Origin of the sequence: Photorhabdus sp. S10-54 (assembly GCF_963878145.1) — a bacterium.
Classification (GTDB): domain Bacteria; phylum Pseudomonadota; class Gammaproteobacteria; order Enterobacterales; family Enterobacteriaceae; genus Photorhabdus; species Photorhabdus kayaii.
Genome location: NZ_CAWNXG010000044.1, coordinates 1 through 24,760, shown reverse-complemented (window position 1 = coordinate 24,760; position 24,760 = coordinate 1). Strand labels below are relative to the sequence as shown.

The window sequence follows — 24,760 nt, the reverse complement described above, 5'->3', positions numbered from 1 at the left end:
GATGGCGAAAGAGATAACAGATGAAACGGTCAGTCAGCTTGGTACCCACTTCGCCCCTGGCAAGATCCCGACTGAGGCTGCATTTTATTCACTGATTGATTGGGCCACGTTGTGGCGACAGCTTTTTGGTTGGCAGGATGGTGATCAAGCTTATCATCCGGGGGTCGGATTGCAGATTATCGATAACCGCTTGGCGGTTAAGACTGGCAATGGCATCGCGGTGGAACCGGGAGGGCTTGCGTTAAGGCTACAGCCCAATGGGGGATTGATGTTGGATAAATCTGGGGCGTTGTCGGTGGATGGTACTGTAGCGGTTTCAGCACAAGCTTTTAAATTGCTTCCTGAGGAGACGAGGGAACAAATTGCCAAGTTGTTATTGAATGCTGGGACAGAAAGCAGAAAACAGCGAACAGAAAACAGATGACGGTGACTGCCTAATACGGCTTTTGAGGACATATTATGACTGATAAAGAAATGAGTTCTGTTGACTCATTGAAAGCGAGTTTTAAGTCTGGTGTTCCGCCCATGCCTGAAGCATTTTCCCATTTGATTGATGAGGCATATAAGGCATATGAAATCATTGATGGTGATAAGCGGGATGGCCCGACCGCAGGGCTGGAACGAGATGACAAAGGAAAACTGGCCCTCAACACTCACCATTCTGGCGGGTTAAACCTTGATCAGAGAACTTTGGCGCTGTCACTGAAGCCAGAAGGTGGACTCTCTTTTGATGGAGGAAAGCGTCTGAAATTGGATGCCGATCGGCAGGTTCAGTTTGCCGATTTCTTCAGTTTATCGCGGTGGGAGCGGATGGAGATCGCACAGTTGTTGGGTTTGAAACGCAGTACCAACACCAAGATGACGCGTATTGTTGCTCCTTCCCCTAAAGAGAATGAACGCTTTGGCACTTCTGTTAGCTTGAACGCGGCGGGAGATTGCTTAGTGGTTGGGATGGAGAAAGTGCTCTATTTGTATATGTGCCGGAAGGATGAGTGGTGGAATACAAGCACGCCCATTGTGTTTGAGGCTTATGGCGATAAATATCGCAGTGCTTCATGGAGTGTCGGTCTGGATGCGGAGGGAGATAACCTGGCAGTAGGATACTTAAGAGAAACCGATGTTTATAAAATGGATGCTTGTGTGTATATGCGCACGAATGGCGTCTGGGATACAAAAAATCCCATTGTGTTTCCAATCCAGCGTTCTTATAGCGGCTATGATGTAAATGTCAGCTTGAGCGCAGTAGGAGACTGTCTGGTGGTGGGGGGAGACAGATCTCAGCTCTATGTGTATACACGCACGAATGGGATCTGGGACAGAGAAAGCCCCATTAAGCTTTATTTTTCGGATTATGGTAACGAGGTTGCCATGATTTGTCTGAGTGCTTCGGGAAACTGTCTGGCGGTGCATGGTACCAATATTAATTATCCTTCTCCTGCAATAAACATGGTTTGTGTGTATACACGCACGAATGGGACTTGGGATGAAGGCTACATTAGGTTCAATCCCCCTGAAGATAGTTCACCCGGTTTTGGCAAGGTTTTTAGCCTGAATGCAGAGGGAGATCGTCTGGCGGTGGGGGCGGATGATGACTCACCCATTATTAATGGGAAGGTTTATCTGTATACGCGTACGAATGGGATCTGGGATACACAAAATCCCATTAAATTTTCGGCTCCTGCAAGTGGCGTAACGTATTTTGGCTGCACTATCAAACTGAATGATGCGGGAGACCGTCTGGCAGTGGGGGCGGCTTCCCGAGTGTATGTGTATACCCATCTGAATGGTAAATGGAATATGGAAACACCTATCGAGATTTTGGACCCTTCAGGCAATTTAGACAATGTAAATGGTTTTGGTAAGGCTGTCAGTTTGAATAAGTTAGGAACGAGTTTGGCGGTTGGTGCAGTTTTAACCAAGGTCGGTTCCGCGCCTGAAGCCGGTGCAGTCTATACCTTTGAGAATGTCAAATGAAGACAGAAGACAGAAGACAGAAGACAGAGGACAGAAAACGGAGAACAGAGAACAGGTGACGGTGACTGTCTAATACGGCTTTTGAGGACATATTATGACTGATAAAGAAATTAGTACTGTTGACTCATTGAAAGCGAGTTTTAAGTCTGGTGTTCGGCTCATGCCGGAAGCCTTTTCTCATGTGATTGATGAGGCATATAAGGCATATGAAATCATTGATGGCGCTCAGGGTGATGGCCCAACCACAGGGTTGAAACGAGATGACAAAGGAAAACTGGCCCTCAACACCCAGCATTCTGGCGGGTTAAACTTTGAACAGGGGGCTTTGGCGCTATCCTTGAAGCCAGAAGGTGGATTCTCTTTTGATGGGGGAGGGTATCTGAAATTGGATGCCGATCGGCAGGTTCAATTTGCGGATTTTTTCAGTTTATCGCGGTGGGAGCGGATGGAGATCACGCAGGTGTTAGGTTTGAAACGTACTATGATGACGCGTATTGTTTCTCCTTCTCCTAAAGCGAGGGAGTACTTTGGTACTTCTGTTAGCCTGAATGCCGCGGGAGACTGTTTAGCGGTTGGGATGATTAATAAAGTCTGTGTATATACGCGCCGGAAGAGTGGTGAGTGGAATATAAGCACTCCTATTGTGCTTGAGTCTTATCAAAGTGATCATTATGGATTTTCATGGGATGTCTGTCTGGATGCGGCGGGAGGTTGCTTGGCGTTGGCAGCTAGTGGGGCCAATAGTTCCGAAAAGAGGGTTGGTGTACATATGCGCACAAATGGCGTCTGGGATGTAATAAAGCCCGTTTGGTTTCCGGCTCCGAGCCGCACTGAAATCTTTGGCTTGGGTATCAGCTTGAACGCAGCAGGAGACTGTCTGGTGGCTGGGTGCGAATACAAACCACCTACGTTACATTCTACGTTCTATATGTTTACACGCACGAACGGGATCTGGGATAGAGAAAATCCCATTAAGTTTCCGGTCCCTTCGAGTTCTCTTGATTTTGGCAAGGCTATCGCCCTGAGTGCCGCAGGAAACTGTCTGGCGGTGCATGGTTACGATGATTCCACAATAAGCACGATTTATGTGTATACACGCACGAATGGGATCTGGGATAGCGAAAACCCCATTAAGTTTATGGCCCCTAAAGATGAATTACGTCGTTTTACCAAGGTTTTTAGCCTGAATGCAGAGGGAGATCGTCTGGTGGTGGGTTCAAGTTCTTATCAATCCACTAATGTTGTTAGGGAGGTTTATCTGTATACGCGCACGAATGGGATCTGGGATAGAGAAAATCCCATTAAGTTTTCGGCTCCTACAAGTGACGTATATTTTGGCAATTTTCTCGAACTGAATGATGCTGGGGATCGTCTGGCAGTGGGGGCGGCTTCCCGGGTGTATGTGTATACCTGTCTGAATGATAAGTGGAATATGGAAACGCCTATGGAGATTTTGAACCCTTCAGGCAATTCAGATAATTTAAATGGTTTTGGTGGGCCTATCGGCCTGAATAAGGCGGGGACGAGTTTGGTTGTTGGCGCAACGTCAGAGAGTGTCGATTTTAAGCTCAAAGCCGGTGCAGTTTATATCTTTGAGAATATCAATTGATGCCCATACAGAAGACAGAAAACAGATGACGGTGACTGTCTAATACGGCTGGCTTTTGAGGAAATGTGATGACTGATAAAGAAATTAATACCATTGACTCATTGAAAGCGAGTTTTAAATCTGGTGTTCGACTCATGCCGGAAGCATTTTCCCGCTTGATTGATGAGGCATATAAGGCATATGAAATCATTGATGGCGCTCAGGGTGATGGCTCAACCACAGGGTTGAAACGAGATGACAAAGGAAAACTGGCCCTCAACACCCAGCATTCTGGCGGGTTAAACTTTGAACAGGGGGCTTTGGCGCTATCCTTGAAGCCAGAAGGTGGACTCTCTTTTGATGGGGGAGGGTATCTGAAATTGGATGCCGATCGGCAGGTTCAGTTTGCGGATTTTTTCAGTTTATCGCGGTGGGAGCGGATGGAGATCACGCAGGTGTTAGGTTTGAAACGTACTATGATGACGCGTATTGTTTCTCCTTCTCCTAAAGCGAGGGAGTACTTTGGTACTTCTGTTAGCCTGAATGCCGCGGGAGACTGTTTAGCGGTTGGGATGATTAATAAAGTCTATGTATATACGCGCCGGAAGAGTGGTGAGTGGAATATAAGCACTCCTATTGTGCTTGAGTCTTATCAAAGTGATCATTATGGATTTTCATGGGATGTCTGTCTGGATGCGGCGGGAGGTTGCTTGGCGTTGGCAGCTAGTGGGGCCAATAGTTCCGAAAAGAGGTTGGTGTACATATGTGCACAAATGGCGTCTGGGATGTAATAAAGCCCGTTTGGTTTCCGGCTCCGAGCCGCACTGAAATCTTTGGCTTGGGTATCAGCTTGAACGCAGCAGGAGACTGTCTGGTGGCTGGGTGCGAATACAAACCACCTACGTTACATTCTACGTTCTATATGTTTACACGCACGAACGGGATCTGGGATAGAGAAAATCCCATTAAGTTTCCGGTCCCTTCGAGTTCTCTTGATTTTGGCAAGGCTATCGCCCTGAGTGCCGCAGGAAACTGTCTGGCGGTGCATGGTTACGATGATTCCACAATAAGCACGATTTATGTGTATACACGCACGAATGGGATCTGGGATAGAGAAAATCCCATTAAGTTTCCGGTCCCTTCGAGTTCTCTTGATTTTGGCAAGGCTATCGCCCTGAGTGCCGCAGGAAACTGTCTGGCGGTGCATGGTTACGATGATTCCACAATAAGCACGATTTATGTGTATACACGCACGAATGGGATCTGGGATAGAGAAAATCCCATTAAGTTTTCGGTTCCTGCAAGTGACGTAAAGAATTTTGGCGGTTCTCTCGAACTGAATGACGAGGGAGATCGTCTGGCAGTGGGAACGTCTTCCAGGGTGTATGTATATACCTGTCTGAATAATAAGTGGAATATGGAAACACCGATGGAGATTTTGAACCCTTCAGACAATTTAAATGGTTTTGGTGGACCTGTTGGCCTGAATAAGGCGGGGACAAGTTTTGCTGTTGGTGCAGCAGTAGAGAGTGTCGATTCTAAGCCCAAAGCCGGTGCAGTTTATGTTTTTGAGAATATCAAATGATGGTCTAATCTAGGATAGCCCCATTTTTTGTATATATTACAAGGAAATGGGACTACCACAATGGGTGGTAATGCACTGACGCAGTGTGCGGCTAATGGTCGGTAAACTATATAAGTAAGCTGCTGAAATTTACGTCAGACTCAGCGGATTCAATATTGTTTGAAAAAATAGTCAATCATTTCTTGTTCAAATTCTAAGGCATCACGTCGTTCTGCAAGGTAGCTTTTTAGTACAGTGAGTGAGCGTAAGCTTTCGCGCAGTTGGATTTCGTTTTCTATATTTTGCCGCAATTTTTTGCAATGTTCGTGGAGGTTATTCTCTATTGCCTTCGATGTTTCACCTCCCAGTGTGCGCCAAATCATGCCCGGTAACGAATCAGATTTTTTTAGCTGATTAAGTTCATTGGCTAATATATCTATACGTGCTTTGAGCAATTTATTGATGTCGGATATATCCCGGCTGTTAAAACTGAAAGTTGGATCAATGTACTTGTGATACATGTTTATTATCGTCCAGACATCATTATCTTTCTTGGCTTGTGATAACTGTACCATCAATTGGTTTTTTTTCTTTTTCTCATCTAAATCCTGTTCACGATCTGGATGCAGTACCTTGGCTATTTTTCTATACATTTGGCTCACTTCCTGCGATTTAAACAAAGAATCCAGTTTTTTCTGGTCTTCTTCCGCAGGGTCGAAGTCAATGGTCTCTTCTGCATCATATTCATCGTAGAAATGTTCTGATTCCCGTTGAAAATGCTGCTCTATGGCGGCACGCATTTTTTCAGGGTTTTTCATCATATCAAGTAATTCTTCATCAGATATTTCTTCATTAAAATCAAAATATTCACCAAAAGTCTGCCGGATCTCAGCCATCTGTTCTGGTGTCGGAATTTCCTCTTCTTTAAACGCATGAAGATTGGAAAAGTGATCGGTCAACTTATTGAGATCAAGGTTTTCGTTAAAGGGGTAAGTACATAACTCAGCAAGCTCTTCTTCTATCCAGACAAATAATTCTCTTCGCTGGTTTTTCCCCAGCGATTTTTTATCGGCAAATGAAAGCAACCGTGCCGCTTTATCATATCTGGACTGCATATATTGATGTTCTACCGGTAAGATCTCCTGTTGAAAGCGCATGAACAATTCGTCTTGTTGCTGTTGTAGCTTGGCGATCTTCAATTGGTATTTTTCGATGGACTTCCAGTAAGTTTTGAATTGTTGCTGAGGCGTTTTTGGTATCTGTTGTCCGCTCGATTTTCTTTTTTTTAGTTGCTTGTGCATCAATATTGTTCCTGAAGTTGAAACTCGTATGTTGCGTAATTAAAAATTATATTGTCAATATTCGTTGTCGTTTATCCCTATTCTGCAATATATTTTCGTAACATGCAAAACGTTATCGTTGCACAATTGTTACGTTGGCTTACAAATGGTGATTTTTGCTAATCTTTTCTTCCCTGATTGCAACAACTGTTTCACAGTACATTTCGTTTCGTTTGAATTATTCATGCTTGAGGACTCTGTGAGCAGCGACGAAGCTCGGTTTGAACAGGAAGGTGGTGCTTAAAAATACTATCAAAACAATAAAAAGTAGCACTACCGCAATGGGCGGTAATGCACTGAATCAAACCTGAACTTTGTGGCCGGAAAGCATGCTGTAACGGGCAGCTTGGCCGTCTGAACCATAAAGAGATGGGCTATGATGACTTTTTAGGAAAGCAATGGCTTTGCTATTTAAATCAAGATGCTGGGTTAACAACGAACCGTTATGGGTGTTTAAATCACGAACCCGGATAACCGCTTTGCCGATCTGTTGCCATAATGTGGCCAGCAAAGGTTGCTTATCATAAGGCGCAATGATGTTTAATGCTTTGCTCAAATTAAGACGTTGCTGTTCTGAATGGCTAAGTGCGGACAACAGAAAAATTTTTCGTTCTGTTATCTGGTGCAAATCTCGTGCTTCAATAAAACCCTCACACAGAATACGTTGTTCTTCCGCCATAGCTTGGGTCAGCGAGGTCAAATAGGTCACTTGCTGTTTGAGTAATTGTTGAAGTTCTTCCATAGCCGGTTTAATTATTTCTTATCGTATTGAAAGTTTTCGGCGGCTTCTTTGAGCAGAGCGTCTGCTATTTTACCGCTGTTCATTTTTAAGGTTCCGTGAGCAATAGCTTCTTTCAACTTTTGCACCTTTTGGATATTGATATCCTGGCTGCTTGGTTGAACCAGTTTTGTTTGTGCTTCGCTCAGTTTTACTTGTGCATCGCTGCTTTGTAAGGTAACGCCGGCGGTTTTTCGGGTGCCCTGAGCGCTTTCATTAGTTGGTCGCTGTTGAACAGCAGCGATAGCTAATAAGGGGTGAGTGCGTTCGATACTCATAATCATTATCCTTTATGGCCAGGCATAGGTTCACCTATGGATCGGAGCAGGTTACATGCCATTTGCATACCTGCAAATCGTGCTCTGCTGGTTATATCGGCACAGTGAACGAAAACTTTAGAACTTATAACATGATTTTTACATTGCCGTTTTCTAATGCCTGGCCGGTTATAACATGTCCTGAATTTATTCGAACCCTGACTTTATCAGAAATAGCGGCGTTATTAATAGCTTTCCCTTCGTTTCGTATCTGAAAGCCATTTCCCTGTATAATCACCGCCACACTCTGGCCTGACCGTACAACCCACGGGCGGCGTAACATATTATGAGTAATTGCCTGCCCCGCCGGGATGTTACGTATCGCAATACTATTTTTTATCTCATTTTTGTTAATGACCAGATCATGCGGTAGTCTTTCCAGTAATCCACTTCTGACCTGAAAATCTTTATCTGATAAAACATCATTACGCGAGATAGCTCGGCGGGTAACCAGATAATTCCCTGTCACACTGACAGAGACTTGAATGAATTTGCGTTGTTGATAGCAGATAACAGGTAAAGAGAGATTTCCCCAGTTTTGACCACCGATAGCGGGTTGAATTTCTGGCTGTTCACACTGAGGCCATTGTTGTTCAGGGGTTTTGATGTTAACAGAAACTTTATGATGATTATCCCGGTGTATCCGCTGGAAATAGTGCTCTATAGCTTGGGGTAAATTATTGCCCCATGCCATCGAAGTGATAAAGAAAAATGCGAACAGCCCGATAATATTTATAGCTTGCATCTTCTCGCTCTCATTATTTCTGTAGGTCAATACGCTGCCTTTTAGTCGCGTACATTTAGTCGTATATAAGTGTACCTACATTGAATATCGGCCAATGGGATAAATAGCAATCCAATTAGCGTCTATTCATCCGATAGGCTTTTCCTTCTGCGTTTATTCTGTTTACTGCGAATTTCGCGATCGCGAAAAGCGCTATTAAGGTTCACAATATAAGTCAGTCACATTAGAGGGAGGAATATGCTCGATAAATTAGATGCAGCCTTTCATTTTCAGCAGGAAGCCCTGTCATTGCGATCACGGCGACAAGAAATATTGTCCGCTAATATCGCCAATGCGGATACGCCCGGTTATCAAGCGCGGGATATTGATTTCGCCACACAACTGAAAAAAACCATTGCACACGGTCGGGTTACCGGAAACGGGATCGGGCTGACGCTGACATCCGATCGGCATATTCCTATTCAGCCTCAGAAGAGAATGGAGATGGACTTACTGTATCGGGTGCCTTATCAGGCAGCGATGGATGGCAACACGGTGGATATGGATATGGAACGCAGCAATTTTATGGATAACAGCTTGAAATATCAGGCTGAACTGACTGCGACCAGCTCTCAAGTTAAAAGCATGATGTCAGTCTTACAGCAAGGATAAGGGCAATGTCTTTACTCAGTGTTTTTGATATTGCTAGTTCGGCATTATCAGCGCAATCCCAACGATTAAATGTCAGTGCCAGCAATATGGCAAATGCCGATAGTGTCACAGGGCCTGATGGTCAGCCATACCGGGCTAAACAGGTGGTTTTCCGGGTTGCCGCAGCGGCGGGGCAAGAAACAGGCGGCGTCAGAGTCAGTGAAATTGTGGATGATCCTACCCCTTTCCGCCTTGAATATCAGCCGGGACACCCACTGGCTGATGAAAAGGGTTATGTGCGGATGCCAAATGTTGATGTGGTCGGAGAAATGATTAACACCATTTCCGCTTCCCGTAGTTATCAAGCCAACGTTGAAGTGCTTAATACAACTAAATCGATAATGTTGAAAACATTGACGTTAGGTCAGTAACAGGAGGGATTCATGGCTATTACCAGTTCAGTGAATGAATCACTGAATAACACGATTGCTGGAGAGTCAGCATTGGCCAGTAAGAAGAAGGGTAGTGAAGAGCTGAATAGCAACTTCATGAAATTGCTGGTCGCGCAAATGAAAAATCAAGATCCAACTAACCCGATGAAGAACAATGAGCTGACCTCCCATTTGGCGCAGATTAACACACTCGCGGGGATCGAAAAGCTGAATACCACCCTGGGGTCTATTGTTGGTCAGATAAATAATAATCAGCCTGTACAGGCATCGGCCCTGATTGGACGGGGCGTGATGATCCCTGGGAATACTATTTTGGCTGGTTTAAACAAAGAAGCTGGGAACGTCAGTACGACACCATTTGGTATTGAGTTGGAAAGGCCCGCGGATAGTGTGCAAGTCACCATTACTGATAAACAAGGGACTGTTGTACGCCAAATTGATCTCGGTGGATTGGAAGCGGGTGTCCATAGCTTCCACCCTTGGGATGGCAAAAAAGAAGATGGCACTAATGTTGAGGATGGCGCTTATAACTTCACCATTACTGCCAGCTATAAAGGCGAACAGAGAGTATTTCAGCCGCTGAGGTTTGCGAAGGTAAATGGCGTTACTCGTGACGCGGACGGCGCTAAGTTAGATTTAGGACGGATCGGTACTGTCACAATGGATCAGATACGTCAGATTCTTTAACCAACAAGAATTTTAACGGAGAATAGTATGGCTTTTTCACAAGCAGTAAGTGGTTTGAATGCTGCGGCAGGTAATTTGGATGTTATTGGTAATAATATCGCTAACGCGGCGACATATGGCTTTAAATCCAGCACGGTTGCTTTTTCTGACATTTTTGCCGGTTCTCAGGTGGGTCTGGGGGTAAAAATATCGGGTGTTAATCAGAATTTTAAAGATGGTACGCCGACCACGACTAATCGCCCACTTGATCTGGCGATCACTCAGGGCGGTTTTTTCCGTATGCAAGGCGGTGATGGTGAGATCTACTATTCCCGTAACGGTCAATTCAAGATGGATGAGAACCGTAATATTATCAACATGCAAGGCATGAAATTGACTGGCTATCCCGCAGTCGGTGTCAATGGCGGCGCGCCGGAGATTCAGAAAGGGGCTAACCCAGAGCCGATTACAATACCTCAAGGTATACTGGCGGCTAAAGCAACAACTAAGGTTACGATGACAACCAACCTTAATTCGATGCATAAAAAACCGGCAGATGTTTTCTCGCCAGAAAATAAGGATTCTTATAACTATCCTACCAGTGTTACCACCTTTGATAGCCTGGGTAACCCACATGCTATCAAGGTTTTCTTTGTGAAAACGAACGATAACGAATGGCAGGTTCATGCTCAGGATAGTGCGGTTGAGGGCGCTAAAGCAGCTCCATTGGGGACGTTGAAATTTGATGGTAATGGTAAGCTGATTGGTGACAATAATCAGTTTACATTTAATGTTCCCTCTCTGAATGGCTCTAATGCCGCTGATATCACCATTGATTTTAATGGCAGTAAACAGCAGAAAATTGATGCTGATAGCATATCGACGCTCAAGCAAGACGGTTATGCCGCAGGTGAATTCAATGGCTACCGTATTGAGGACGATGGTCGTGTCATCGGCACCTATTCCAATCAGCAATCTCAATTATTAGGCCAGATCGTTCTGACTAACTTTGCTAACCCAGAGGGGCTGGCAGCGCAGGGTGACAACGTTTGGATAGAGACGGGTGCTTCAGGTAGCCCAGTTGTTGGCATTGCGGGATCGGGGGGTTTTGGTAAATTGCTCAGTGGTTCGCTGGAAGCATCCAACGTCGATATGAGCCAGGAGCTGGTTAATATGATCGTGGCGCAGCGCAACTACCAATCCAGTGCGCAAACCATTAAAACTCAAGATCAGATCCTGCAAACGCTGGTCAGTATGCGTTGATAGTTTCAGGATAGCATTATGGATCATGTCATTTATACCGCAATGGGCGGTGCTCGTCAGACACTAGAACATCAGGCAGTGACGGCAAATAACCTGGCTAATGCCTCGACGTCGGGTTTTAAGGCGCAACTGGCTGCTTTGCGGGCGGTGCCTGTGGAAGGTGCTACCTTTAATACCCGTACTTTAGTTGTCGCTTCAACGCCGGGCTTTGACAATCGTCAAGGGCCGATGAACTATACTTCTCGTCCGTTGGATGTGGCGATTGGGCAGGGGGGATATCTGGCGGTTCAGCTTGAAGAGGGTTCTGAGGCTTACACGCGTAACGGCAGTATTCAGATTTCAGCGGAAGGTCAGCTAACTGTTCAAGGTAACTTGTTGATGGGGGACAACGGCCCGATCAATGTTCCGCCGCAGGCTGAATTAACCCTGGCGACGGATGGTTCTATATCTGCACTGATTCCTGGTGATCCGCCAACACAATTGGGACAACTTGGCAGATTGAAAATGGTGAAACCGGAGAGCGATCAGCTAGTTCGCGGTGATGATGGCCTCTTTCACATGACGGAACAGGCGCAAACGTTACAGGGTAATGTCTTGCCAGCCAGTGATGAGGTGAAATTAATTCCCGGAGTGCTTGAAGGAAGTAACGTCAACCCAATGGAAAGCATGGTGAGTATGATTGCCAATGCCCGCCGTTTTGAAATGCAGATGAAAGTCATCCATAGCTCAGATGAAAATGCACAACGTGCTAATCAGCTATTAGCAATGAGTTGATTTAGACACAGAGGATAAAACCGATGATCCGATCATTATGGATTGCTAAAACTGGGCTGGATGCCCAGCAAACCAATATGGATGTGATTGCCAACAACTTGGCAAACGTCAGCACCAATGGTTTTAAACGCCAGCGTGCCGTTTTTGAAGATCTGCTTTACCAGAACATTCGTCAGCCAGGAGCGATGTCATCGGAACAAACCCGCTTGCCTTCTGGTTTACAGATAGGTACCGGGGTGCGTCCGGTAGCAACAGAACGTATACATAGTCAGGGAAACTTATCTGAAACTAATAACAGCCATAATGTTGCCATTAGAGGAAAGGGTTTCTTTCAGGTCCAGTTACCTGATGGTACCAGTGCCTATACCCGTGACGGTTCATTTCAGGAAGATCAAAACGGGCAGTTGGCAACCGCTAACGGTTTTTTGATCTTCCCTACCATTACCATTCCTGATAACGCGACGGACCTCACCATTAGCCGTGATGGTGTTGTCAGCGTGAAAGTACAGGGGCAATCGGCACCTCAGCAAGTTGGTCAATTTACCCTGACAACCTTTATCAATGACAGTGGGTTAGAAAGTATCGGCGAAAACCTTTATGTAGAGACTAGCAGCTCTGGCATACCGATTGAAAACACGCCGGGAATCAATGGCGCTGGGTTGCTCCAGCATAAATATGTCGAAACATCTAACGTCAATATCGCTGAAGAATTGGTCAACATGATTCAGACTCAGCGTGCTTATGAAGTTAACAGTAAGGCGGTGTCGACGTCTGATCAGATGCTGCAAAAACTGACTCAGTTATAACCTAAATCGTCAATCAGAACTGCGGGGGAACATTCAAGTTTCCCCGTTATTCAGGGATAAATAAAGAGTATCGAAGATGGATACAATGGCTGTTGCCGAGACCAGCGCCGTTTGTCAGTTCCGCCATTTACGGAAAAATGTGGCGAATAAATGGCGTTGTAGTATAGCACTGGCGGTATTGTCACTAACGGGCTGTGCGTATATACCACAAAAACCCTTGGTTGAGGGGGTAACCACCGCAGCACCTTCCGCGGCAACCGCGCCAGTCCCTAATGGCGCTATTTTTCAAGTAGTACAGCCGGTTTATTATGGTTATCAGCCGCTATTTGAAGATCGCCGACCACGAAATATTGGCGATACCCTGACGATTACATTGCAGGAAAATGTCAGCGCCAGTAAGAATTCTTCGGCCAATGCCAGCCGTAATGGAAAAAACACGTTTTCCGCAGCACTGACTCCCCGTTTCCTGAAAGGGTTAATTGGTGGAGATAAAACCGATCTGGATATGGAAGCAGAGAATACTTTTGGTGGGAAAGGCGGCGCTAATGCGAATAACACCTTCAGAGGGACGATTACCGTGACAGTCGATCGGTTATTGGCAAACGGTAACTTACATGTGGTCGGTGAAAAGCAGATTGCTATCAATCAGGGAACCGAGTTTATTCGTTTCTCCGGTGTCGTTAACCCACGGACAATTAATGCTAATAACACCGTCAGTTCCAATCAGGTCGCTGATGCCCGCATCGAATATGTGGGGAATGGTTATATCAATGAAGCGCAGAACATGGGCTGGTTACAGCGTTTCTTCCTGAATGTTGCACCATTTTAACAGGGGATGGTTATGATAAAACAATTTGCTGTCAGCCTTCTTCTTGTATTGCTGACTCTGGTGACAACAACGGCATCAGCAGAACGTATCCGTGATCTCACCACGGTTCAAGGAGTACGGGAAAATGCGTTGATTGGTTATGGATTAGTGGTTGGGCTGGATGGAACGGGTGACCAGACGACTCAGACGCCATTTACTACTCAGAGCTTAAGCAACATGTTATCCCAATTGGGGATTACCGTTCCTCCGGGAACCAATATGCAGTTGAAAAACGTGGCTGCCGTGATGGTCACCGCGAAGTTACCGCCGTTTGGCCGTGCCGGGCAGAATATCGACGTAGTGGTTTCTTCACTGGGGAACGCGAAAAGCTTACGTGGTGGTACTTTGCTGATGACACCGTTAAAAGGTGTTGATAATCAAGTCTATGCTCTGGCGCAGGGTAATATATTGGTTGGCGGCGCTGGCGCCAGCGCGGGGGGAAGCAGTGTAAAAGTCAATCAGCTTGCAGGTGGTCGGATTAGTAACGGTGCAGTGATTGAACGGGAATTGCCTACGCAGTTTGGTGAAAATGGCGTACTGAATCTTCAATTAAATAACGAAGACTTCTCACTGGCGCAGCAAATTAGCGATACCATCAATCGTACGGGCGGAACGGGAACAGCAACGCCGTTGGATGCCCGCACAGTACAATTGCGTATGCCGAGAGATAAAAGCGAACAGGTTAAATTCCTCTCCCATGTGCAGAATCTCACTGTCCGTGTTGATGTCGGTGATGCCAAAGTGATTATCAACTCTCGCACCGGCTCTGTGGTAATGAACCGTAATGTCATGCTGGATAGCTGCGCTGTTGCTCAAGGGAATCTTTCTGTCATTGTCGATAATCAGGTGGTTATTAGTCAGCCCAATACACCGTTAGCAGGTGGCAGTACCGTTGTTACTCGTAATCCCGCTGTTGCTGTCCGTGAACAAAATGGTGCGTTGCAGCAGGTTAACGCCAGTGCAAGTTTGAGCCATGTTATTCAAGCCTTGAATGCACTGGGCGCGACCCCGAATGATTTAATGTCAATCTTACAGGCAATGGAAAGTGCAGGTTGTCTGCGGGCGAAATTGGAGATCATTTGATGAATGATTTTTTAACCCTGCCCGGTGCGGCTTATGATGTACAGTCGGTTAACACGTTAAAATCCAATCTGGCAAAAGATCCACAACAGGGGCTACGGCAAGTAGCCCAACAAATGGAAGGGCTATTTGTTCAGATGATGTTGAAAAGCATGCGTTCAGCTCTGCCTAAAGATGGCATGTTGAGCAGTGAACAGACGCGCCTTTATACTTCGATATACGATCAGCAAATCGCGCAAAATATGGCTCAGAAGGGGCTAGGTTTTGCCGATATGATGCTCAAGCAGCTTTCTAGCGCTAAAACTGCTCCTGGCGAAATGGCGGGTAAGATCCCCATGACTCTGGATAACGAAGTTTTACAAACCTTGCCAAGGCAGGCGCTTGAGCAATTTATACGTCGAACGGCACCGAAACCCGAGGCGGCACCTAAACCGCTTCCCCTAAACAGCACAAATTTTATATCTACGCTTTCGACCCCTGCCCGGATAGCTAGCCAACGCAGTGGTATTCCTCATTTGCTGATTATTGCTCAGGCCGCATTAGAGTCTGGTTGGGGACAAAGAGAGATTCTGACCGCTGAGGGTAAGCCAAGTCATAATCTGTTTGGTATTAAAGCGGGTAAAGGTTGGAAAGGGCCGGTAACCAATATCTTGACCACAGAATATATCAACGGTGAGCCTCAGAAAATGAAGGATAACTTCCGTGTTTATGGCTCTTATGTGGAAGCGATTGAGGATTACGTCACATTACTGACAGAAAGTCCCCGTTACGCCAACGTTGCCCGTTCTGTTACCCCGGAACAAGGGGCTTATTCCTTACAACAGGCAGGTTATGCGACCGATCCCGGATATGCGAAAAAACTGGTCTCAGTTATTCAACAGTTAAAAGGTGCTGGAGAGCAGGCGGTAAAAGCTTATACCTACGATTTGAGTAAACTATTTTGATCTCTATTTTGCTCAAGTTTTATTGAGCTCAGCCGATAAATTAAAGCAATTCAGACTTTGTTTTTAGTTATCTGAAAGATTGTTTGCCGCCACCCACTAGCGGAGACATAAATAAAACGCAAAAGGATCTTCTGATGTCCAACAGTCTTATTAATACCGCGATGAGTGGCCTTCAGGCTGCTCAGATTACTCTGGGAACCGTGAGTAATAACCTTGCAAATTCCAAAGTTCCTGGTTACAACCGGCAATCGACAGTTATCAATCAAAACGGTGGCACGATGACGTCCGTTGGCTTTATCGGAAATGGTGTTACTGTTACCAGTATTAACCGTCAATATAACGAATTCATTAATCAACAACTGTCTGCGGCTCAGGCGAAACAAGGGGCATTAACCACTTATACTCAGCAAATTTCCCAGATTGATAATTTGCTGGCAGACAAAGCGAATAACCTGTCAAACACCATTGATAACTTCTTTACCAGTTTACAAAATGTCGTCAGTAATGCGGAAGATGATGCAGCCAGAACGACAGCGATTGGTAAATCAAAGGGGATGGTAAACCAGTTGAAAAGTGCGGATGCCTTCCTGCGTAAAATGGAAAATAACATTAATCGGGGAATAGCTAACTCGGCTGAGTCTATTAATAACTATGCGCAGCAAATTGCTAAACTCAATGGTGAAATTACCCGTATGAGAGGCGGTGGTAGTGCTGAGCCGAATGCATTACTGGATCAGCGTGATCAATTGGTCAATGAACTGAATAAACTGGTTGGGGTGAGTGTGACTCAGCAGGACGGTGACACTTATAATGTGACTTTTGCCGGTGGATTGACACTGGTTCAGGGAACAACCGCTTATCGAGTGGAAGCGATTTCATCCAATGCGGACAGTAGCCGCATTACATTAGGTTATGATCGTGGTTTTGGCGATGTTGTTGAAATTGATGAAAGATTCATTGATAAAGGGCAATTAAGCGGCACATTGAGGGCGCGTAGTGAAGTGCTGGATAATTCCCGTAATCAGTTAAACCAATTAGCGTTGGTATTGGGCGATCAATTTAATCAGGTTCATCGTGCTGGTTTTGATTTAAAAGGCAAACCGGGTGAAGATTTCTTCACATTTAATAACCCGGATGTAATTGCTGATAGTAAAAATAAAGGTTCTGTTGATTTTAAAGTGAAATATACAGATACCTCAGCGGTGAAAGCCAGTGATTATCATATTAGCTACGATGGGGCTAATTGGAAAATCCAGCGAGCCTCTGATAAGGCGGATATTGCTGCCAAAGTAACAGGTAATACACTGGAATTTGATGGATTAAAAGTTGAAGTTGATCCAACCGATGCAAAAGAACACGATCGATATACACTGAAAGCGGTCAATGGTGTTATTAGCAGTATGGCGGTTAATATTAAAGATGCGTCGCAATTGGCGGTTGCCGGTACTAAAGATGGTGGGCCGAGTGATAACGTTAATGCCAAAAAACTCATTGAATTGCAGAACAAAAAATTGGTAGAGGGTAAAGCATCATTTTCTGGTGCTTATGCTTCGATGGTCAGTACTATTGGTAACCAGACTAGCACGGCGAATGTTGATTTAGAAACTCAGAATAATATTACTAAACAACTTTACGCTGAACAGCAGTCGGTTTCCGGCGTCAACGTAGATGAAGAATATGGCGCATTACAAAACTTACAGCAATATTATCTGGCCAATGCTCAAGTTATCCAGACTGCCACAACGCTATTTAATGCTATTTTAGAACTCCGTCACTAATAAACGAGCCATTTAATATACCCAATGGATTTCAAGATGGATCGCGACGGCAAGGGAGCGAATCCCCGGGAGCATAGCAAACTATGTGACCGGGGTGAGCGAGTACAGCCAACAAAGCAGCAGCTTGAAAGATAACGGGTATATACCCAATGGATTTCAAGATGCATCGCGACGGCAAGGGAGAGAATCCCCGGGAGCATAGCAAACTATGTGACCGGGGTGAGCGAGTGCAGCCAACAAAGAGGCAACTTGAAAGATAACGGGTATAGCTGAATATTTAAAAGGAATGAAATTGTGCGCGTAAGTACCAATATATTGTACGAGCAGAAAATGACGAGTATCACTACTGCTCAGTCGAAATGGATGCAGCAGGGAGCACAGCTATCCAGTGGTCAGAGGGTGATAAATCCATCTGATGATCCGATGGCGGCATCTCAGGGTGTCATGGTTGCTCAGGCTGAATCTCAGAACCAGCAGTATATAACCGCTCGCTCGTTTGCTAACAACGCGATTTCTATGCAATTGAGTGTGGTATCCAAAGCTGTCGGTGTGGTTCAAAATATTCATGAAAGTTTGGTAGCCACAGTAAACGGTGTATTGAGTGATGAAGATCGTAACTCGTTGGCTATTCAACTGACAGGGTTTAAAGAACAACTGGTGAATTTGGGTAATACTACCGATGGTAATGGCCGCTATATTTTTGCCGGTTATAAAACGGATGTGAAGCCTTTTGATGAGAGTACAAGCGGTACAGTGAGCTATCGAGGTGGCTCTGAGGAAATAACTCAGAAAGTAGATAGTAACCGCTCTATGATTATTGGACATACCGGGGAGCAGGTTTTTCTCTCGTCTACCAGTAATCCGATAAAAGAGCCGGATGGCAGCCCGAGTGAATCTGATATATTTAAAACCATAGACATGGCGATTCAGTCATTGAAAACACCCTTTACCGGGGCAGATCAAAATAGTCGTGATGATGCGCTGGAATTGTTGAATAAGGCTAACCGCGGCGCTCGCAATGCGTTGAATAATATCTCTTCTGTGGAGTCGGTATTGGGTTTACAACTGAGAGAAATAGAAGACTTAAATAATTTGGGGGCAGAACGCAGCTTGGCGAATAAAAGCCGTTTGAGTCAATTGGTTGATGTAGAATGGAACTCAGCGATTTCGAATTATTATCAGCAACAAGCCGTACTTCAAGCATCGTATAAAACATTTGTCGATATGAAAGGCATGTCGTTGTTTGAGATATTTCGTTAATTTAATTTTTACTTTAATCGCTGGTTTTTAGACCAGCGATTTTATCAATTAAATATCTTACGTCATTATTTATTATTTAAATAATTCTGTTTTAATTTCTGAATTAATACTCCTATAGATGTTTACTTTTAATAAAGTGAATGCTGTTTTTTTGCAGTTAAATATATACAGCGGATTCGACTGATAAGTGGAAAAGAAAAGTATATCGTTTGAAATATTACGTTAATTTGGTTTCCTCTTTTGTTTTTATTACTGATTCAGGCCAACGATTTTGGTTAATAAAATCATTATCATTAATTTTAACGTAACCTATTTAATATATTGAAATTTTACGCAAAAATCCCTATTTTCACCAGAATAAAATATCATTTTTTTAAAAAAATAAGTTGATTATTTCTTCCCTCTTCTATTCTCCCGCTCATATGTTGAACAAAGGAAAATTTGGTAAATGAATATGCCGGTGAATAGGTGCGGTAATCATTTAAGTAAAAGAGGGTGAAATTATGGTTGTTTTACATGATCTGCTTAATTCCCTGAGTCTCCACTTCCTGCAATCAGGAGGAATGTCATGACAGATTCAGGGCTGGTTTTTACACTTACTGCGGGTAGTCTCCCGGAGAAAACTTTTGTTGTGGTTGACTTTACGCTAGATGAAGCTCTATCAACATTATTTTGTCTGGAGGTGACATTAACCAGTGCTGACCCAGATATTGATTTTGCGGATGTTCTGGATCATTTTGCGACACTAACCGTTTATCGTGATGGAAAACCAGAGCGCAGTGTCACTGGGATTGTGACTCAGTTTGAACAAGGTACGACAGGTCGTCATCGCAGTTATTATTCCTTGACTCTTCACCCTGGTTTATGGCGTACCGGATTACGGGTGAATTCCCGTATTTTTCAGCATCAATCTGTGACCGAGATTATTGAAATATTATTGAAAGAAAATGGCGTTAGAAACTTCCATTTCCTATTGCGTTATGAGCATCCTGAACGGGAATTTTGTGTTCAATACGATGAGAGTGATTTGGCGTTTCTTCATCGTTTATTGGCTGATGAAGGAATATTCTATTATTTTGATTTTAGTGAAGAGCGGGGAGAGCCATTAATTGTTTTTACTGATTCTTATCGGATAAATAGCAACCTTTCACTGCCTTATCATCCAGAATTGGATGCGACAGGAAGCCAATGCAGTATCAGTCGATTCTGTTGGCGTGAACAGGTCGGGATTGCCAATATTGAGTTGAAGGATCGTACTTTTAAAAATCCACTGTGGGGGGCTGAATATGAATATCACGAACGCCAAATTAACCACCAGCGTTCAGATTTACCCAGTTACACTTACTATGATTTTCCCGGGCGCTTTAAAAAAGGTGCGATTGGCGAGCGCCTGAGTCAATATCGTCTGGAAGCGCTCCGAACTGATGCTATGTTTGGCCGTGGGCAAAGTGACTGTTTTGCCCTGGCGCCGGCATCAGGGTTTACGCTGACTGATCATCCGAAAGCGCAATTTAATACCCTGTGGCTGGTCATTAGAATCAGCCATCACGGTAGACAGCCACAGGCGGATGAATCTCGTTTCGGTGAAATGGGGACGACCTTAACGAACGATTTCACCTTTGGCGATCGCAACCGGGTATGGCGTCCCTCGCCTTATCCTAAGCCGCGCATTGACGGCCTACAAATTGCGACCGTGGTTGGCCCTGAGGGGGAAGAGATCTTTTGTGATGAATACGGGCGTGTGCGGGTACAGTTTGCCTGGGATCAATATGGCAAATTCAATGACCAGAGTTCTTGTTGGATCAGAGTCAGTCAGGCTTGGGCCGGCAAGCGTTGGGGTATGATTGCTATCCCGCGTGTAGGGCAGGAAGTGTTGGTGGATTTTCTACATGGCGATCCCGATCAGCCAATTATTACTGGGCGTACCTATCATGCCGCTAATGTTGTGCCTAATCCTCTGCCGATATCAAAAACCCAGATGTCCATTCGTTCAAAAACCCATAAAGGGGATGGTTTTAATGAACTGCGGTTTGAGGATGAAAAAGACCGAGAAGAGGTGTTTATTCATGCTCAGAAAAATCTGGCGATTAAGGTGCTTAATTCCCGAGATGAGCGAATTAATTACAACCGTACAACCAGCATTGGACATGATGACGAACTGGTGATTGCCAACAACCGTAAAATAACGGTTGATGGGCAGCAGGAACATAAAACCACCGGGAACTACGTTGTTCAGGTTGAGGGTGACAAAACTTTGCAAGCTGGCGGCAATGTGGCACAGAAAGTTCAGGGTATGCTCAGTATTGATACCAATGGTGATATTACGGTGCAAAGCGGCAATAAAATCAGTCTGAAAGTAGGTAATAGCTTTATTGTTATTCATGCTGATGGTGTCGATATCAAAGGTCCATCTATTAATCTGAACTCAGGGGGGAGTCCTGGAGATTTATTGCGACCGGCGAATCCGGTTATTTTGCAAGCTGCCGCCAGTGCCGGTTCCTTGTTTGTTGCACACTGTCCGAAGGAGGATAACAACTGATGGCCGCTGAAAAATATTATGCCGTCATTGACGGTGCGATTGAATACCGATTGTTTTTTATCTTGGAAAATTTTAATCCCCCTGCGGTTTGTCTTTATGACGAATCTTTATCACCTGAGCTGCTTAAGGTGGCACCTTATTTGGTGGAGGTAACAGAAAAAGTCGGACTGTATTTAGAGGAATGGAAAACATGCTGGGGAATTTGTCTTCACTCAAAAGCGGATATGAAAACATTGCGTCAGCATTTACGCAAATATCTCCAAGTATTATTACCCGATCAAGATAAACCTGTATTTTTCCGATTTTATGATCCGCGCAATATCTGGGAGTTTCTCAGTGTCCTCAGTGACTGGGAAATTCACTGTTTTCTGGGGCCGATAAATAAAATTAGCACTTCTCTGATGGGCGTTAAGCATGAAGATAATTTTCACGCGGTCAGAAAACAATTTCCCGCAGAGGCATGCTCCAGACAAAAGATGTTGCGGATCACAACAAAGCAATATGCTCAGTTAAATGAGCTATTCGAGCAACGATATATTAATAAACTGACGCAACTTATTAATGAAGTCAATTACCATAATGGCGCCGGTACGATAGATCTGCCATACGACTCCCTGTCGGCACATTTAGACCGGATATTGAAAAACCCGTTCCCTGATACGCATTATTCTCCCGCTTATATGGATGAGGAGACATTTATTCAACATAAAACCTTAGCAGAGGATTGTTTTTATTTTTGTCGTGATAATGAAATCATTGATGAACGCGCCATTGGAGGGTTTCTCTATTTACTGATGGAGAGACATATCAATCAGTTTGAGCAAATCCCGCCGGCATGGTTAACCGCACTCAGAGACCCCCAGTGGCCGGGTTATTATCGGATGGAAACATTATTAAAAAGCGAATTGGGTTTTATCCCCGATTAGGTAATTAAAAGGTAATTGATATGGCTGAACAAACTATTTCATCCCGTGCCGGTGTTGCCTGCATGACATGCGACAACCCGGACCCCTGTATTTATAAAATCAGCGTCACTTTTGGTCAGAATACTCAGATATGGCCTGAAAAGCCGGCAATTAAGATGAGCCTGATTGATCATGGAAAAGGTCAAAAAGGGACGATACAGATTGAAGCTAAATGTAATAACGCGGCTAAACATCATGCGGTGCTAACGGGGGGGCAGAAAGAGAAAACGCTAGAATTTAATGCTCCGCAGGAGGTGACATTATTTTATAAAGATCAGTTGGCAGACGCTGAGATTGAAAGTGATTTGGAAAGTGTCTGGTTTTATTTATCTAATCTTGCCAACCCGACAGATATCTACAGTGAACCGCGTTATTATAAGTTAATAACCCAGGGCTGCCTGGATAGTCAACAGTACGCGACGATAGCGGTTTACCCGTCGGTCAGTTTTATGGTCTCGGTTGGATTGAGTTTTGATTTTTCTCATGGAGAACGCACTGTAAAAGAGCGACGTGGTGAACAGAAAAAAGCGCGTCAGGCGATGGAAAATGTCAAGCCTAAAAATGGCAATAAACTGCGCAGTGGGTGGACAACCCATACGGACCCATTTTATCTGACCCGACAGACGGCCCTTAACGTCGAATACGCTTTAACGGTTCAGGATATGGATTATTCGGCGAAGTTTGCGGAAATTAATAAGGTGAGGAAAAACCTGCCCAATTTAGAGGTCATCAATCGGGTGGAAAAGCTACTGGGTTATACCAAAGAATACCTGGCGCCCGATCCGGATTCAAAGGGCACCCGCAGCTACCAACTGCTTGAGCTTAAGGTGGACCCCATCAATATTGGACTGGCTTATGCTTATGACCGAACCACTTCAATGGATGACCGTACCCATTTTTTGGGTTTCAGTGCCGCTCCTTTTTTGGGGATGATGGCAAAACTGGATCTCATTCAAATGGGGGCGGCGTATTGCAAGATAGAGCGTGTAGCAGCCAAATTCAGGGAGGCGGTGGCCCGCAGGAATTCAGATGATAAAAACTATTTAGATCTGGAATGTTGCATTATTTTGACATGCAATTTGTCCTTTCAATTGGGTGCCGCTTATAAACAAAAGCAGTGGACTTTTGACGCTGGTGATAAGAATGATTTGAAATTGAGTCTGGAGGGAAAAATGAATGTCGCCTTTAAGACCCATATTATGATAATGGAAGTCGCAATGGGAGCGGGTGTGGCTGTAAAAACAGCGGCGGGTTTTGAACTTGATCAACATGATAAAGGGATCGATCTGGCTGGCTACCATAATGGAATTGTTTCGGAAATTGAGGTAGCTGCGGATGCGAAAAAAGAAAATGGTAAAAGATCTATCATTGAAGTTACAGGGAAGTGGAAATGGGTTATTGCTGATCCGTTAAAAGCCAGTGAATCCCCGTTAAGAATTAATCTGATAGGAGAAGAGCGGCCTATTACTCGACCGGAGATAGTCCCGGGTGCTGAAACAACATCGTGGGAAATGGGTTATGACCCTAACTTTAAACCTAAGATGGATAACATTCCGTTTATCACCGGGTTACCCGGAATGTGAGGATAAAATGAGATTAAAATGGTTATTGCTATTATTAGGAGTGATTATTATGTCTGGTTTAGGAGTAATGGTGATGTTTGGTGCTAATGCAAATGAGCCGAGGTTGTATATTCGCAGTTTATTCGATATCCAATATGCCTTTTGTGACATCAAAACCAATGGCGTAACGGGCATGGATAATCGAAACTCAGCCCTGAGTGGCCGGGGATTTGGTACTGCCAGTACGGCTTCCATGTTATTTATGACAAACGGTGAAAATGAAATCAGTCTGGAATTTGGCGCATTGGGTTGGTTTTCCCCGGATAAGCTATCAGGTGAAATCCGCAACCACTTTAATCCTGAAGCCAAATGTAATCTGGAATTGACGGCCATGCGTGGTAAAAAGAGCGAGGTGCTGACGGCAATTGAAGTAGCGATAGATAAAAACGGTCAACCTGTGGCAATAACACCCGTAAATGAAGCGAAATATGCTGCTATTAGTACACCAGTGGTGCGTCATACGATTCAGGCAGAAAACGTAGAAGCTGGACATGAGGATAAAGACTATTTTGATATCCGAAAGTTTCCACCTGATATGACTTTATATCGGTTTAGCCGAAATGTAAAAATCAGTGGCTTACCTGATTGGGAATGGGAGAAAGCAACCCCTTATACCGATACGCCAGAGCAACGTCGGCAATTACAACAAGCTTATGTAGCGGTCTGGCAGGCTTATAACGCTAAGGATTTGAATACACTCCGTGATCAACAAAAAGTTGCGCTTAGAGCCTGGGCTTGGGTTTCCGGTGAAAGTGAAGAGAGTGTTTTTGCTGATCAGTCTGTTTACCATAATATCAAAATAAAAAG

22 protein-coding genes and 1 pseudogene are annotated in these 24,760 nt (G+C 44.6%); 19 read left to right on the top strand and 4 right to left on the bottom strand.

What is annotated here, in order from left to right; genetic code table 11:
* Position 1 precedes the first annotated feature (1 nt).
* The 4 genes and pseudogenes from AACQ83_RS19080 to AACQ83_RS19065 all read left to right on the top strand — a co-directional run bounded on the left by AACQ83_RS19080 (position 2) and on the right by AACQ83_RS19065 (position 5,147).
* Complete coding sequence (locus AACQ83_RS19080) at positions 2–424, top strand: hypothetical protein (RefSeq protein WP_112879189.1); 423 nt, start codon at positions 2–4, stop codon at positions 422–424.
* Positions 425–459: 35 nt separating this feature from the next.
* Entirely contained in the window at positions 460–1,974 is a 1,515-nt protein-coding gene (locus AACQ83_RS19075) for a hypothetical protein (protein WP_112879188.1), read from the top strand.
* A gap of 91 nt (positions 1,975–2,065) precedes the next feature.
* On the top strand, positions 2,066–3,583 hold the full coding sequence (locus tag AACQ83_RS19070) for a hypothetical protein (RefSeq protein WP_112879187.1): 1,518 nt from the start codon (positions 2,066–2,068) through the stop codon (positions 3,581–3,583).
* A 65-nt stretch (positions 3,584–3,648) separates the two neighbouring features.
* Positions 3,649–5,147, top strand: a pseudogene (locus AACQ83_RS19065) (hypothetical protein).
* Between the two features lie 149 nt (positions 5,148–5,296).
* On the opposite strand, the gene AACQ83_RS19060 reads toward AACQ83_RS19065, so the two are convergent.
* From AACQ83_RS19060 to flgA, 4 genes are all read right to left on the bottom strand, one after another.
* Positions 5,297–6,427, bottom strand: coding sequence for a hypothetical protein (locus AACQ83_RS19060; protein ID WP_112879186.1), 1,131 nt, complete (start codon positions 6,425–6,427; stop codon positions 5,297–5,299).
* Positions 6,428–6,767: 340 nt separating this feature from the next.
* Positions 6,768–7,208, bottom strand: a complete 441-nt coding sequence (locus AACQ83_RS19055; RefSeq protein ID WP_112879185.1) for a flagella synthesis protein FlgN — start codon at positions 7,206–7,208, stop codon at positions 6,768–6,770.
* A gap of 11 nt (positions 7,209–7,219) precedes the next feature.
* Positions 7,220–7,522: a flagellar biosynthesis anti-sigma factor FlgM gene (gene flgM, locus AACQ83_RS19050; RefSeq protein ID WP_112879184.1), complete on the bottom strand. Its 303-nt coding sequence runs from the start codon at positions 7,520–7,522 to the stop codon at positions 7,220–7,222.
* A gap of 124 nt (positions 7,523–7,646) precedes the next feature.
* The gene (flgA, locus tag AACQ83_RS19045) at positions 7,647–8,306 is read right to left on the bottom strand and encodes a flagellar basal body P-ring formation chaperone FlgA (protein WP_112879183.1); all 660 of its coding nucleotides are present in this window, start codon (positions 8,304–8,306) and stop codon (positions 7,647–7,649) included.
* Positions 8,307–8,543: 237 nt separating this feature from the next.
* On the opposite strand from flgA, the gene flgB reads away from it, so the two are divergent.
* From flgB to AACQ83_RS18970, 15 genes are all read left to right on the top strand, one after another.
* Positions 8,544–8,957: a flagellar basal body rod protein FlgB gene (gene flgB / locus AACQ83_RS19040; RefSeq protein WP_112879182.1), complete on the top strand. Its 414-nt coding sequence runs from the start codon at positions 8,544–8,546 to the stop codon at positions 8,955–8,957.
* Positions 8,958–8,962: 5 nt separating this feature from the next.
* A complete protein-coding gene (flgC, locus tag AACQ83_RS19035; protein WP_112879181.1) occupies positions 8,963–9,367 on the top strand; it encodes a flagellar basal body rod protein FlgC in 405 nt (134 codons plus the stop codon).
* A 12-nt stretch (positions 9,368–9,379) separates the two neighbouring features.
* A complete protein-coding gene (flgD, locus tag AACQ83_RS19030) occupies positions 9,380–10,075 on the top strand; it encodes a flagellar hook assembly protein FlgD (protein ID WP_112879180.1) in 696 nt (231 codons plus the stop codon).
* Positions 10,076–10,102: 27 nt separating this feature from the next.
* Positions 10,103–11,317 carry a flagellar hook protein FlgE gene (gene flgE / locus AACQ83_RS19025; protein ID WP_112879179.1) on the top strand — a complete coding sequence of 405 codons (1,215 nt, stop codon included), beginning with the start codon at positions 10,103–10,105 and terminating at the stop codon, positions 11,315–11,317.
* A gap of 18 nt (positions 11,318–11,335) precedes the next feature.
* Entirely contained in the window at positions 11,336–12,091 is a 756-nt protein-coding gene (locus tag AACQ83_RS19020; protein WP_112879178.1) for a flagellar basal body rod protein FlgF, read from the top strand.
* A gap of 23 nt (positions 12,092–12,114) precedes the next feature.
* Positions 12,115–12,897: a flagellar basal-body rod protein FlgG gene (gene flgG / locus AACQ83_RS19015; protein ID WP_112879177.1), complete on the top strand. Its 783-nt coding sequence runs from the start codon at positions 12,115–12,117 to the stop codon at positions 12,895–12,897.
* Between the two features lie 76 nt (positions 12,898–12,973).
* On the top strand, positions 12,974–13,726 hold the full coding sequence (locus AACQ83_RS19010; protein WP_112879176.1) for a flagellar basal body L-ring protein FlgH: 753 nt from the start codon (positions 12,974–12,976) through the stop codon (positions 13,724–13,726).
* Between the two features lie 12 nt (positions 13,727–13,738).
* Positions 13,739–14,848, top strand: a complete 1,110-nt coding sequence (locus tag AACQ83_RS19005; protein ID WP_112879175.1) for a flagellar basal body P-ring protein FlgI — start codon at positions 13,739–13,741, stop codon at positions 14,846–14,848.
* Positions 14,848–15,789: a flagellar assembly peptidoglycan hydrolase FlgJ gene (gene flgJ / locus AACQ83_RS19000; RefSeq protein ID WP_112879174.1), complete on the top strand. Its 942-nt coding sequence runs from the start codon at positions 14,848–14,850 to the stop codon at positions 15,787–15,789. The genes AACQ83_RS19005 and flgJ overlap by 1 nt, the downstream gene beginning before the upstream one ends.
* Positions 15,790–15,923: 134 nt before the next feature.
* Positions 15,924–17,567, top strand: a complete 1,644-nt coding sequence (flgK, locus tag AACQ83_RS18995; protein ID WP_112879173.1) for a flagellar hook-associated protein FlgK — start codon at positions 15,924–15,926, stop codon at positions 17,565–17,567.
* Positions 17,568–17,861: 294 nt separating this feature from the next.
* On the top strand, positions 17,862–18,827 hold the full coding sequence (gene flgL, locus AACQ83_RS18990) for a flagellar hook-associated protein FlgL (RefSeq protein WP_112879172.1): 966 nt from the start codon (positions 17,862–17,864) through the stop codon (positions 18,825–18,827).
* A gap of 568 nt (positions 18,828–19,395) precedes the next feature.
* A complete protein-coding gene (gene tssI / locus AACQ83_RS18985; RefSeq protein WP_112879171.1) occupies positions 19,396–21,366 on the top strand; it encodes a type VI secretion system Vgr family protein in 1,971 nt (656 codons plus the stop codon).
* Complete coding sequence (locus AACQ83_RS18980; RefSeq protein WP_112879170.1) at positions 21,366–22,292, top strand: DUF4123 domain-containing protein; 927 nt, start codon at positions 21,366–21,368, stop codon at positions 22,290–22,292. The genes tssI and AACQ83_RS18980 overlap by 1 nt, the downstream gene beginning before the upstream one ends.
* 20 nt (positions 22,293–22,312) lie before the next feature.
* The gene (locus AACQ83_RS18975; protein WP_112879169.1) at positions 22,313–23,914 is read left to right on the top strand and encodes a hypothetical protein; all 1,602 of its coding nucleotides are present in this window, start codon (positions 22,313–22,315) and stop codon (positions 23,912–23,914) included.
* 49 nt (positions 23,915–23,963) lie between these two features.
* A partial coding sequence (locus AACQ83_RS18970) for a hypothetical protein (protein WP_240000856.1) occupies positions 23,964–24,760 on the top strand: 797 nt, incomplete at its 3' end.